This window comes from Nocardia rosealba, assembly GCF_020216065.1.
GTDB classification, from domain to species: Bacteria; Actinomycetota; Actinomycetes; order Mycobacteriales; family Mycobacteriaceae; genus Nocardia; species Nocardia rosealba.
Map to the genome: position 1 here is coordinate 192,573 of NZ_JAIWNA010000009.1, position 12,054 is coordinate 204,626.

The window sequence follows — 12,054 nt, forward strand, 5'->3', positions numbered from 1 at the left end:
TTGAGACTACCGCTGTTGTACGCCCCCGTATAGATCTGTTCGCCGTGCCGTCGCACACTCCGGCTACGCGGCCAGTGACCCCCGCAAACCCCACGCCCCGGCCAGCAACCGATGCGATTCGAGCCGGTCGGCGTGCGCGTGGGTGATGGTGGTGACCAGGAGTTCGTCGGCGTCGCTCACCCGGCGCAGGGCGTCGAGGCGTTCGACCACGGTGCCCGGTGAGCCGACGATCTGGGCGGCCAACCGGTCCTCGACCAGGCGGAACTGGTCGTCGGTGAGTGGGGGAGCGGTGGCGGGATCGAGGTACTCGCCCGCGCCCGCTCCGCTGCGCACACTGTGCACCCAGTGTCCGTAGGTGCTCGCGTGCCTGCGCGCGGTGTCGTCGTCGGCGGCCACGACCACGTCGGCCGACACGATGACGTACGGCGCGGCGAGCACCCGCGACGGCCGGAATGCCGCCCGATACGCCGCCACCGCGTCCAGCGCGGTCCCGGGCGCCACGTGGTAGGCCGCCGCGAACGGCAACCCCAGCCGACCTGCCAGTTCCGCGCTCTCCCCGGCGGAACTGCCGAAGATCCACAGCTCGGTATCGATACCCTCGCCCGGAACCGCGTGCAGCGCGACACCGTCGGAGGTGGTGTAGGTGCCGTCGAGCAGGGCGCTGATCTCGGCGACCTGGTCCGCGAAGTCCAGTGATCGCGCGCCGGGCTGCTGCAACGCCTCCAGGGAGGCGAGGAATTTCGACCGATCGAGGACCCGTCGCGGGTCGAACGGTGGTGGCACGACCACCCCGTCACGCACCTGGGTGCGCCCGACGACCGCGTCGAGTACCGGTCGCCCGCCCTTCGCGGTGGTGGTCGCGGCGCCGTACTGGGTGCGTCGGTGTCCGGACCGGCCGAGGCCGAGATCGAGTCGGCCCGGGTGCAGCGCGTCGACAGTGCCGAACGCCTCGACGATCGACGCCGAGGTGTGCTGACCCACCTGCACCGCGCCCGTGCCGACCCGAATCCGGTCGGTGGCCGCCGCGACCAGTCCCAGCAGCGTGAGCGAGGCGGAACTGGCCACCGACGCGAAATGGTGCTCCGCCAACCAGAACCGGTGATAACCCCACTGTTCGGCATGCCTGGCCAGATCGATGCTGTTGCGCACCGCCTGTGCGGCACTCGACCCTTCGCTGATCGGCGCCAGCTCAAGGACCGAGAGCGGCACACTCATGATCTCGGATCCTGTTCTCCCGCTTCCACCGCCACCCGCAGCCGGTTCTCCCGCGGGGCCACCGGGCAGGTGGCGTAGTCGGTGAAGGCGCACGGCAGGTTCACCGCCCGGTTGAAGTCGAGGGTGACGGTTCCGTCGGCGGCCACCGCGCCGATCCCGAGCGAGCGTGCCGCCGGGTAGGTGGTGATTCCGCTGGTGGCGTCGGTGAACAGCACCTTCAGATCGTTCGGGGTGCCGAAGGCCAGCAATGCCTCATGGCTGTCGCCGAGGCGGAACTCGATGATGCCCGCCGCCGGGTGGTGGTGCTCGAGCCCTTCGACCACCGCGCCGGTGGTGACGGTGCGTGGCTGTTCGAACGGGGTGAAGCGGCCGCTCACCACCCAGCGCGGGTCGGCGGGATAGGCGGGCACGCCGGTGAACGCGACCAGGGTCGGTGCGGCCGGATCGTGTACGCGAACCGCGAATTGCCCGGAGCGCCGGATCACTTCGAGGACGCGCTCCTCGTTGAACACGCTGATTCCGGGCGCGCCCTCGCCGGGTTCGAGGATGCGGACCCCGGCGATCCGGTCGCCCGCCACATCGAGCCGGTCGGCGGGCTGGGCGGTGACGAACACCTTCTCGTCGGTGACCCACCAGGTGCCTGGCACGCCGTCGAGGCGTTCGGGACGATCGGTGAGCCAGTGCAGCCCGGCGAGGCTGAGCCAGCCGAGCGGGTCGCGCAGCCCGTCCTCGCGGGCGTGGTGCCAGCGCGCCCAGTCGTCGGCGAAAGTGGTTGTGGTGTCGAGGTTGTCGATGGTGACGGTCATGACGCGCGGGCTCCTTCGGTGACGGTGCGGTGACGGGGGTGGCGCAGACCGAGGTGGTCGTGCAGGGTCGTGCCGGTGTAGGTGGTGCGGAAACTGCCTCTGTTCTGCAGTTCCGGCACCACGGAGTCGACGAACTCGTCGAGTCCGCCGGGAGTGAGGTGGGGGACGAGGATGAATCCGTCGGCCGCGTCGGACTGCACGTAGTGGTCGATCTGCTCGGCCACCTGGACGGCGGTGCCGACGAACTGCTGACGGGCGGTGACCTCGATGACGAGTTCTCGGATGCTGAGGTTGTCCGCCTCGGCACGTTCACGCCACGCCTCGGCCACGGCGAGTGGGTCTTTCGCGTGCCTGACCCGGCCACGGGTGATCTCGGTGGCCGGGTCTGGTTCCACGTCGGGCAGCGGGCCGTCGGGGTCGTATTCGGAAAGCTCTCGGCCCCAGACCTGTTCGAGGAAGGCGATGGCGGTGGCCGGGCTCACCTGCTGATAACGGATGTGGCGGGCCCGCTCGTGTGCGTCGTCGGCGGTGTCGCCGAGGACGAAGGTAGCGGCGGGGAAGACCAGCAGCTCATCGGGTGTCCGTCCGTATTTCGCGAGGCGCCCCTTGATGTCGGCGTAGAACCGCTGGCCCGCCTCGAGGGTGCCGTGCGCGGTGAAGATGGCATCGGCCGTCTTCGCACCGAACTCACGGCCTTCGTCGGAATCGCCCGCCTGCAGCAACACCGGGTGACCCTGCGGTGCGGGTGGGACGACGAACGGCGCCCGGATGTCGAATTGCGAGCTCCGGTACGAGATTTCGGGGATCTCGCGAGCGAACACACCGCGTTCACGGTCGACCACCAGGGTGTCGGCGGGCCAGCTGTCCCACAGCGCCCGCGTCGCCTCGACCACTTCGGCGGCGCGCTGATACCGGGCGCCGTGCTCGAGATATCCACCGCGCCGGAAGTTCTCGCCGGTGAACGCGTCGGAGGAGGTGACCACATTCCAGGCCGCCCGGCCACCGGACAGGTGATCCAGGGCGGCGAACTGCTTGGCCAGCTCGAACGGTTCGTTGTAGGTGCTGTTGATGGTGCCCGCCAAGCCGAGGCGTTCGGTGACCGCCGCCACCGCGTTGAGCACGGTGAACGTGTCGGGACGGCCGACCACGTCCAGATCGTGGATCCGGCCGCGATGCTCACGCAGCCGCAGCCCCTCGGCCAGGAAGAAGAAGTCGAACAGGCCGCGCTCGGCGGTGCGGGCCAGATGCTCGAACGAGGCGAACTCGACCTGCGATTTCGAGGCCGGGTCGGCCCAGACGGTGGTGTTGTTCACGCCGGGAAAGTGCGCGGCGAGATGAATCTGTTTGCGCGGTTTCGAGGTCACAGCGCTGCTCCTGCGGCGTATCGGCTGACGGGTCGGGGGAGACCGAGGCGGTCACGGAGGGTGCGTGGGTGCTGCGCCGCGGCGGTGGAGGTGCGTTGGGCGGTCAAAGCCGCCAAGGCGGCGTGCAGGGCCAGCGGTCGCAGCACCACGCCGTCGATCCCCGACCGCGCGATCTCGGCGAGGAGGTCGTCGAGCGCGGCGACGGTGCCTACATGACGCAGGCCTACACCCGGTAAATCCGGACCGGAGGACTCCCGCTGATCGCCTGCGGCCGACGGACCCGGGCGCTGTGGCGACTCGGCCCAGCGGTCGAGCTCAGCCACGTCGGCGTGTGCGTTCTCGGCCGAATCCGCCAGGTGCACAGGCAGGTCGAGCAGGACCTGCACCGCGTCCGGATCACGCCCCGCCTCCGCGATCGCGGCGCGCAGGGCGAGCCGGTGTGCGGCGGCGGTGGGGAGGTCGGGTGCGGTGATGCGGATGAGGTCGGCGCGGTGCACGGCGATCCCGGTCGAGGCCGGGTCGTCGGCGCGCACGGTGACGATCGGCTGACCCTGGGGTGAGCGCGGGGTGATCGCCGGGCCCTTCACCGAGAAGTTGTCACCCTCGAAGTCGATGTAGTGCAGGCGGTCGCGGTCGATGAACCGGCCGGTCGGCACATCGCGGATCTCGGCGTCGTCCTCCCAGCTGTCCCACAGCCGGGTAACCACCTCCACCGCTTCGTCTGCCTCGTGCCAGAGCGAGGCGGCGTCCTGAATCTTCTTGCGGCCGAACGCGGCTGCCTCCGTCGCCCCGGTGGACACGGTGACTTCCCAGCCCGCGCGACCGAGACTCGCGAAGTCGAGCGCGGCGATCGCCTTGGACACGTGGAAGGGTTCGGTGTGGGTCACCGGGACCTGCGGAACCAGGCCGATGCGGCGGGTCAGCGGTGCGGTGCGGGCGGCGACGGCGACGGCATCGAGCCGCCCCCGCACCACTTCGGGTCCGCCTTCCTGGAGGGCGAACGAGTCCGGCAGGAACACCGCGTCGAACCCGAGTGTCTCGGCGGTGGTGACCACCTCGGTCCAGTAGTTCGCCGTGAACAGGTCTTCGGCGCGGGAATCGGGACGCCGCCAGGACGCGGGGTGGGTTCCGGTGCCCGGTGTCTCGATGCCGAGGAACAGCGCGCTCATCGGGTCTCCTTTCCGTCGATGTCGTAGGCCGGTGCGGGGATGGCCGCGAGCAGTTCCCGCGTGTAGGGGTGCTGAGGGGCGGTGAACAGCGACGCGGTCGGTCCGGTCTCGACGATGCGCCCGTGCCGCATCACCGCCACCCGGTCGCTGATGCGGCGCACCACGGCCAGGTCGTGGGAGATGAACAGGTAGCCGAGGTCCAGTTCGGATTGCAGGCCGTCGAGCAGGTCGAGGATCTGGGCCTGCACCGAGGCGTCGAGCGCGGAGACCGGTTCGTCGAGGACGAGCAGGTCGGGTCGCAGGGCCAGCGCGCGGGCGATCGCGACCCGTTGCCGTTGTCCGCCGGACAGTTCGGCCGGTTTGCGCCGGGTGAAATCCGTGGGCAGCGCCACCTGGTCGAGCAACTTGCGCACCCGCTGGGGACGGTCGTCGATGCCGAAGGCGCGCAGCGGCTCGGCGATGATGTCGCCCACGTCCCAGCGCGGGTCGAGGGAGGAATACGGGTTCTGGTACACCACCTGGAACCGTCTGCGCAACGCGCGCAAGCGTTTCCGGTGCGCACCCGTGAGATCGTGACCGTCGAAGGTCACCGTTCCGCTGTCGGCGTCGGTGAGCCGCAGCGCGATGCGCGCGGTGGTCGACTTGCCGGAACCGGATTCGCCGACCAGCGCGAGGGTTTCGCCTCGGTCCAGGGAGAACTCGACATTGTCGACCGCGGTGATACCCGCCTCGTGAAAGCGTTTGTGCAGCGCGTGTACCGACAGCAACGGTGTGGCCGCCCTGGCCCGGGCCGGCCGGAAAGGGGTGGGGGCCAGCGCGGGAGAGGCCGCGAGCAGACGCCGGGTGTAGGGGTGCGCCGGGTGGGCGAGAACCTGGGCGATCGGCCCCGACTCGACGACCTCACCACCTTCCAGCACCACCAGCCGGTCGGCCCGTTCGGCGGCCACGGCCAGATCGTGGGTGATGAGCAGCACTGCCGTCCCACGCGCGGCGATCCGCTCGGCCAATCGGTCGAGCACCTGCCGGGCGACGGTGGCGTCCAGTGCGCTGGTCGGCTCGTCGGCGATGATCAGTTCCGGCCCGCAGGCCAGCGCGATCGCGATCAGCACTCGCTGGCGCTGCCCACCGGACAGTTCGTGCGGGTACTGGCGTGCTCGTTGTTCGGGCCGGTCCAGCCCCACTTCCTCGAGCAGATCCAGCGCCCGCAGACGTGCGGTTCGCCGGTCGGCGAGGCGGTGGACGAGCAGTGCCTCGGCCACCTGCTCACCCACGCGGAGAACGGGATTCAGCGACAGGCCCGGATCCTGGGGAACGAACCCCACCCGCAGCCCGCGCAGCCGTCGCAACGACTTCTCGTCCTCGGGGTCCACGTGCTCACCGGCGAATTCGATACGCCCGGAATCGATCCGCGCGCTGTCACCGAGCAGGCCGATCACCGCATGCGCCAAGGTGGACTTCCCCGAACCGGATTCGCCGACGAGGGCGACGACTTCGCCCGGCGCCACCTCGATCGACGCACCGCGCAGCGCCGCGACGGGCCCTGCCCCCGACTGGTAGGTGATGCGCAGGTCCTCGACCCGCAGCAACGGCCGTTCTGTTCGCCCGGCACCGATCGGCTCCGCCGTCGACGAAGCCGCCGACTCCGAGGCCGACGCGACAGGTGTCGCGAGAGGGTCGCTCATCGCTGATCAGTCCTTCCCGCGAATCGGCCGACCCGCTGGGCCGCCAGCACCACCGCGACGATCACCAGGCCGGGCAGGGTGGTGAGCCACCAGGCGGTGGCGAGAAAATTGCGGCCCTCCGAAATCAGCGAACCCCATTCGGGGGTAGGCGGTTTGGTGCCGTAACCGAGGAAGCTCAGCGACGAGACCGCCAGCACCGCCATCCCGAATTCGACGGCGGCCAAGGCCAGCACCGGCTGGAACGAGTTGGGCAGCACATGCCGGGTCAGGACCGCGTACCAGCGCACTCCCGAGGCGTGCGCCGCCTCGACGTAGGGCGCGTGCCGCACCCGCAACACCTCCGAGCGCATCACGCGTGCGAAATTCGCGATCAGCGAGATGCCGACGGCGACGGCGACATTGCGGGTGCCGAAGCCCAGTGCGGTCACCAGTGCCAGCGCGAGCAGCAGCGACGGGATGGAGAGCAGCACGTCGACCACCCGCATGATCGCGGTGTCGACGATCCCGCCCGCCGCACCCGACAGCAGCCCGAGCAACGAACCGACCACCAGCGCGATCCCGACCGCGGTGAGGGTGGCGGTGAGCGACAGCCCCGCACCGTGCACCATTCGCGTGTACAGGTCGCGCCCGAGATTGTCGGTGCCGAACCAGTGCGCCGCGCTCGGCCCCTGGAACTTCTCGCCCGGCACGCCGGTCAACGGGTCTCCCGGCGCGAACACCGACGGCACCACCGCCCACCCGACCGCGATCACCAGCACAACGCCGGACACGACGAGCCCGAGATGCCTTCGGGTCCGGCCGATGAGCTGGGCGCCCCGGTGGTGGCGCGCGATCGCGGAGGCAGGCTTCGCCGCTCCCGCTGTGTCACGGTCGCGGCTCGGTTCGGGCGCCTCGGGCTCGACCGAACCGCCTGCGCGACGCCGATCCGTGCGGTGCAGTACGTCGACCATCGTCACTCCCTTCGCCCGCGGTGCGGGACAGACCGGGTCGAACCGCCCGAGTTCGCGAGGCGACGGATTCGCCGCGCGGCATCGCCTTCCTTCGCCCGGGCGACCCGGCCACCGCCGACGCCGGTGATCCGTGGATCGAGCAGCGGGTACAGCAGGTCGACGGCCAGGTTCACGACGACGAAGATCAGCGCCGACAGCAGCACCACCCCCTGTACGACGGGGATGTCCTGGTTGAGCACCGAGATCTGGGTGAGCCGCCCGACGCCCGCCCGGGCGAACACCGACTCCACCACCACCGAACCGGCCAGCATGGTGCCCACCAGCACTCCGGCGATGGTGAACGCGGGCACGCTCGCCAACCGCGCCACGTGCCTGCGCTGCACCCACCAGCGTGAAGCGCCCTTGGCCAGTGCCACCTCGGTGAACGGCTGGCGCCACGTCTGGGTGAGCCCGGCGGCGAGCACCTGCGCGATCACCGCCCCGATCGGGAGGGCCAGGGTCAGCGCGGGCAGGATCGTGCCGCGCAACCCCGTCCCGCCGAAGGCCGGGAACCAGCGCAGCTGAAACGAGAACAGCTGCAGCAGCAACAGCCCGGTCCAGAAGGTCGGCACCGAAACGCCTAGCGGCGGTAGCGCACTCAAGGTGTTGCGCAGCCACGGCCGACGCGTATAGGTGGCGGCGAACGCCAGGACCGTTCCACCGATCACGGCGAAAAACAATGCGAGCGAGGCCAATCCGAGCGTGGCGGGCAGGGCGTCACCGAGCGCCTCGGTCACCGGCTGTCCGGTGTTCACCGAACGGCCGAGATCACCGGTGAGGGCATTGCCGAGCGCGGTGACGTACTGCTCCCACAGCGGCTTGTCCAACCCGTAGCGGGCCTGCAGCTCCGCGATCGCCGCCTTGTCGACGGGGGTGCCGGAACCGGAACTGTCGGCCGCCATCGAGACCGGGTCGGCGGGCAGCAGGTACAGCACGACGAACGACACCGTGAACGCCGCCCACAGCACCCAGATCGCTTGCAGTACTCGCGAACCCACGTACCGCACGATGGGTCGCCGGATCAGCTCAGTCATCGCCGTGACCGCTCAGCCAGGTGTCGAAGAACTGCAGTCGCGCCGAGGCCTCGAACTTCAGGTCCTTGGTGTGGGCGGCGGCACCGATCGCCTGCGACAACTCGATCGTCGGCACGTAGAGGCCGTTGTCGAGGATCTCCCGCTGCGCGGTCGCGATGAGTGCCGCCCGTGCCGCCGGATCGTTGGTGGCCAGCTGCTGTTCGAGGGCGGTGTCGAGAGCCGGAACCGGCCCGCGCACCGACAGATTGCGGCCGGTCAGGGCGAACGAGGTGCGCAGGATGTCACCGTCGGCGCGGGTGGAGTTGCCGTAGACGGCGTCGTAGTCCTTGCTGTTCTGCCGGGCCGTCTGCTCCGAGAACGACACCAGGTCGAGCCGCAGATCCACCCCGACCTGCCGCAACTGCTGCTGCACCAGCTCCAGAATCGCCTGATTGCCCGCGAACACCTGACTGAAGGTCACCCCGAAGCTCAGGCGCTCACCGCCCTTTACCCGGATACCGTCGGCGCCGGGCAGCCAGCCCGCCTGATCCAGGATCGTCTTCGCCTTCGCCGGGTCGTAGCCGAGCCGGGCCGAGAGGTCGGTATAGGCCGGGGTCGACGCGGCCAGCACCGAGGTGGCGGGTTTGAACTGCGGGCTCAGGACCGTGTCGATCAGCTGACGCCGATCCAGCGCGGGCAGCAAGGCCTGCCGCACCGCCGGATCACGCAACGGCCCACGCGTCACATTGGGGTGGAAACCGAAGACCAGGCCCGGGTTCGACGTCGAGAGCACTCGTCCGCCGACCGCCTCGATCTGCGGCGCGTCCTGCGGCAGGGCGTCACTGATCGCGTCGAGCTGACCGGATGCCAGACTGCCCGTGCGCACCCCCGACTCGGGCACGACGGTGAACTCGATCCGGTCGAGGTAGGCCTCGCCCTCGTGGGCGAAAACCTCCGAACCCCAGTGGTATCCGGCGCGTTTGGCCAACGTCACCGAGACGTCCTGCTTGTACTCGGCGTAGGTGAACGGCCCGCTGCCGATGTTGTCGCCCGCGCAGCGCGCCTCCGCCGGCTTCGCATTGGTCGACGGGGCGAGAATCCCCAGCTGCGAGGTCGAGGACGCCTGCAGGAACTGCGCGTTCGGCGCGCTGAATTCGACCCGGGCCGTGAGCTTGTCGACCACGGTGGTGCCGACATAGTTGGCCAGATAGCTCACGCCGAGCGGCGCTTTGGCCCCGCCGAGCCGGACCACGGCGTCGAAGGTGTCGCGCACCGATTCGGCGGTGAGCGGCGTGCCGTCGCTGAAGGTGACCCCGTCGGTGAGGGTGAAGGTGAAGACCTTCGCATCGGGGCTCACCTCCCAGCTGCGTGCCAGCCACGGCGTGATCGCGCCGGTCGCCGGATCCTGATCGGTGAGCGAGTCCACGATCTGCCGGGTCACGTAGATGGTCTGATTGCTCCCGGCCTGTGCGGGATCCGAGCACGACGGTGCCTGCGAGAGCCCGTAGCGCAGGGTGCCACCGGGTTGTGGGGGACCGGCTTGTCCGCCGCCGACGGTGTCACCGCCGCCGCAGGCGACCACCGTCGTGGTGGCGGCGAGAACACCGGCGAACGCGGCGATGCGATGTCGAATCACGAAACAACTCCAGCGAATTCACGGCCTGCGGCCAGGGGACGGCTCGGGATGCGGTGGCGCAACTCCGGCGCCACCTCGGCCTGGAACAGTTCGAGACTTCCCAGGTAGTCGGACTCGGCTCGGCCCTCACGATCGGCGGACAGGTGAATCACCTCGTGCCCGAACTGCTCGTGGTACCGGCCGACCTTGTCGATCACCTGTTCCGGACTGCCGACCAGGGCTGAGGAACGGGCGACGAAATCCTCGACGGTCTCGAAGACCACCGGATTGCCCACCTGCCGCTGCAAGGCGGTCCGCGCCTCGTAGAGCGGGCGATATACCTCGACGGCCTCCTGGGACGTCCGCGCCACGTGCAGACCGGCCGTGCCCGCGCCGACCAGGGCGTCGGCGGGGTCGCGACCGTAGTCCACCCAGCGCTGCCGGTAGTGGTGGATCAGTTCGGCGTACGGCTCGATCGGGTGCGTGACGTTCGCCGAGAACACCGGGTCACCGTGACGCGCGGCCAGTTCCACCGATTCCCGGCTCGTCGCGCTGCCGTGCCAGATCCGCAACTTCGGCTGCAACGGGCGCGGCAATGCTCGTGCGTCGGTGAGCGGCGGCCGGAACCGGCCCGACCACGTCACTTCGTCGCGGTCCCACAGTGCACGCAGCAGTTCGTATCCTTCGCGGTTGCGGTCCCACTGATCCTCGGTCGTCACGTGGTAGAGCTGCGCCTGGGCGGTGCCGTTGCCCTTGCCGATGATCAGCTCGAGCCGCCCGTCGGACAGGTTGTCGAGCGTGGCGTAGTCCTCGAAGGCGCGCACCGGGTCGAGCAGGCTCAAAGTGGTGACCGCGGTGAACAGGGTGATCCGCGAGGTGACCGCCGCCAAATGGCTTAGCACCACCGGGGGAGCGGCGGAGAGGAACGGGTCTTCGTGCCGTTCGCCGACCGCGAACCCGTCGAAGCCCAATTCCTCGGCGCGCCTGGCTTGTTCGACAACCTCACGGAAACGCTCACGGGTGCTCGGCACAACGCCGGTCACCGGATCGGGAACCCGGGTGATCAGCGTCATGAGCAGGAATTTCATCGATCTCCTCCATCGAACCCGGCAGAAGCACCCACACCCGGACAGACCGGGCGGGTTGCTGCGACGTCGTAGAGCCAGGTCTCTCAGTCGCTCTGGATGGTGTGCCCGCTGCCGAAGCGTCGAGCCGGATCAGCATGTGGCACAGCTGTGATGGCGCACAACGGTAGAAATCAGCGTGAGCGCAGCGGTTGGAATCGGGTGCGGGCGCGGGCACAATCGCCGACGTCGGGCCCGGTCGACCCACTCCAGGCCGCCGCTGTCGTGGTACGCGACGCGCCGAATACTCGGTCACTTCACCTGCGCGGATTCACCGGATCGCCGGAGTAATCTCGGCCTTCTCAGCGTCGATGAGGAGTTCGCCGTGACTGTTGCGCGTCGTCTGACCACACTGACCTCGCTGACGGCCTGCGCCGCAGCCGTGCTGCTGGCCGCTCCCGCCGCCGCCGATCCACCGGTGCGGCCGGCCGTCACCCGCGACGCCCCGGCCACACCCACCGCCGGCCCGGGAGATCTCCTCGCCGCCTACCAGACGGTCGTCGAAACCCTCGAGGCCCTCGGCATCCAGCCCTTCCTGTACCCGACGGTCGCCGCGAACTGTTCCGGCGACGGTTTCGGCCTGGTCCCGGCCGTCGCGGGTGCGGTTCCCGGCCCGTGGCCGACGAACACCCTCCCGATCCCCGGACTCGACCTCACGGCCGTGAAGTCAGGCCAGACGCTGTTCACGTTCCTCCCGTACGGCCTGGAACCGGACACGGCCGCCACCAAGACTTCCGGTATGCAGGTGGCCTGGCTCAACCTCAGCACCGGCCGGGGCGGGATGGCCTCGATGGGGACGATCGCCGACATCGTCCGGGCGATGGTGCCGCCCGAGGTTCCCGCCGAACTCCGGCCGCTCGCCGAGAACGTCATCCGCGATTTCCTGCGCACCGCCATCCCCGTCGGTGGTGTGCGCGCCGTCCCCGTCGACACCGGGAAGGGCACTGTCCTCGCCGCCGTCTTCGGTACCACCGACAACGCGGGCCGCTCCTGCTTCTTCTTCCCGACCGTCGGGATCACCGAGGTCGCCTGATCCGGTTTCCGCGAGGGCGGACCATCGACAGCGCACGTCCTTCG

At 69.7% G+C, this 12,054-nt stretch carries 10 protein-coding genes and 1 riboswitch; of the genes, 1 reads left to right on the forward strand and 9 read right to left on the reverse strand.

Annotation, left to right across the window (positions count from 1 at the left end):
* Positions 1-63 precede the first annotated feature (63 nt).
* From LDL21_RS26785 to LDL21_RS26825, 9 genes are read right to left on the reverse strand one after another with little or no spacing between them, the layout of a single operon-like run.
* Positions 64-1,215 (reverse strand): LLM class flavin-dependent oxidoreductase, encoded by a 1,152-nt coding sequence (locus LDL21_RS26785; RefSeq protein WP_225282248.1) that lies wholly within the window; start codon positions 1,213-1,215, stop codon positions 64-66.
* A complete protein-coding gene (locus LDL21_RS26790) occupies positions 1,212-2,021 on the reverse strand; it encodes a DUF1684 domain-containing protein (RefSeq protein WP_225282249.1) in 810 nt (269 codons plus the stop codon). The genes LDL21_RS26785 and LDL21_RS26790 overlap by 4 nt, the downstream gene beginning before the upstream one ends.
* A complete protein-coding gene (locus LDL21_RS26795; RefSeq protein WP_225282250.1) occupies positions 2,018-3,385 on the reverse strand; it encodes an NtaA/DmoA family FMN-dependent monooxygenase in 1,368 nt (455 codons plus the stop codon). Before LDL21_RS26795 ends, LDL21_RS26790 begins: the two co-directional genes overlap by 4 nt.
* Positions 3,382-4,554 carry an LLM class flavin-dependent oxidoreductase gene (locus LDL21_RS26800; protein ID WP_225282251.1) on the reverse strand — a complete coding sequence of 391 codons (1,173 nt, stop codon included), beginning with the start codon at positions 4,552-4,554 and terminating at the stop codon, positions 3,382-3,384. Before LDL21_RS26800 ends, LDL21_RS26795 begins: the two co-directional genes overlap by 4 nt.
* Positions 4,551-6,236 carry a dipeptide ABC transporter ATP-binding protein gene (locus LDL21_RS26805; RefSeq protein ID WP_225282252.1) on the reverse strand — a complete coding sequence of 562 codons (1,686 nt, stop codon included), beginning with the start codon at positions 6,234-6,236 and terminating at the stop codon, positions 4,551-4,553. Before LDL21_RS26805 ends, LDL21_RS26800 begins: the two co-directional genes overlap by 4 nt.
* On the reverse strand, positions 6,233-7,186 hold the full coding sequence (locus LDL21_RS26810) for an ABC transporter permease (RefSeq protein WP_225282253.1): 954 nt from the start codon (positions 7,184-7,186) through the stop codon (positions 6,233-6,235). Before LDL21_RS26810 ends, LDL21_RS26805 begins: the two co-directional genes overlap by 4 nt.
* A gap of 2 nt (positions 7,187-7,188) precedes the next feature.
* Positions 7,189-8,235, reverse strand: a complete 1,047-nt coding sequence (locus LDL21_RS26815; protein WP_225282317.1) for an ABC transporter permease — start codon at positions 8,233-8,235, stop codon at positions 7,189-7,191.
* Positions 8,236-8,251: 16 nt separating this feature from the next.
* A complete protein-coding gene (locus LDL21_RS26820) occupies positions 8,252-9,874 on the reverse strand; it encodes an ABC transporter substrate-binding protein (protein WP_372462228.1) in 1,623 nt (540 codons plus the stop codon).
* Positions 9,871-10,941, reverse strand: a complete 1,071-nt coding sequence (locus LDL21_RS26825) for an LLM class flavin-dependent oxidoreductase (RefSeq protein WP_225282254.1) — start codon at positions 10,939-10,941, stop codon at positions 9,871-9,873. The genes LDL21_RS26820 and LDL21_RS26825 overlap by 4 nt, the downstream gene beginning before the upstream one ends.
* 6 nt (positions 10,942-10,947) lie before the next feature.
* A riboswitch (SAM riboswitch) is annotated at positions 10,948-11,044 on the reverse strand.
* 258 nt (positions 11,045-11,302) lie between these two features.
* Between LDL21_RS26825 and LDL21_RS26830 the strand changes: the two genes are divergently transcribed.
* Positions 11,303-12,010: a hypothetical protein gene (locus tag LDL21_RS26830; protein ID WP_181699224.1), complete on the forward strand. Its 708-nt coding sequence runs from the start codon at positions 11,303-11,305 to the stop codon at positions 12,008-12,010.
* Positions 12,011-12,054 lie beyond the last annotated feature (44 nt).

What these genes read in the sequence shown, in the direction of transcription:
- LDL21_RS26825 (WP_225282254.1), bottom strand. Translation starts at nt 10,941, where the DNA reads ATGAAATTCCTGCTCATGACGCTGATCACCCGGGTTCCCGATCCGGTG.
- LDL21_RS26790 (WP_225282249.1), bottom strand. Translation starts at nt 2,021, where the DNA reads ATGACCGTCACCATCGACAACCTCGACACCACAACCACTTTCGCCGAC.
- LDL21_RS26800 (WP_225282251.1), bottom strand. Translation starts at nt 4,554, where the DNA reads ATGAGCGCGCTGTTCCTCGGCATCGAGACACCGGGCACCGGAACCCAC.
- LDL21_RS26810 (WP_225282253.1), bottom strand. Translation starts at nt 7,186, where the DNA reads ATGGTCGACGTACTGCACCGCACGGATCGGCGTCGCGCAGGCGGTTCG.
- LDL21_RS26805 (WP_225282252.1), bottom strand. Translation starts at nt 6,236, where the DNA reads ATGAGCGACCCTCTCGCGACACCTGTCGCGTCGGCCTCGGAGTCGGCG.
- LDL21_RS26785 (WP_225282248.1), bottom strand. Translation starts at nt 1,215, where the DNA reads ATGAGTGTGCCGCTCTCGGTCCTTGAGCTGGCGCCGATCAGCGAAGGG.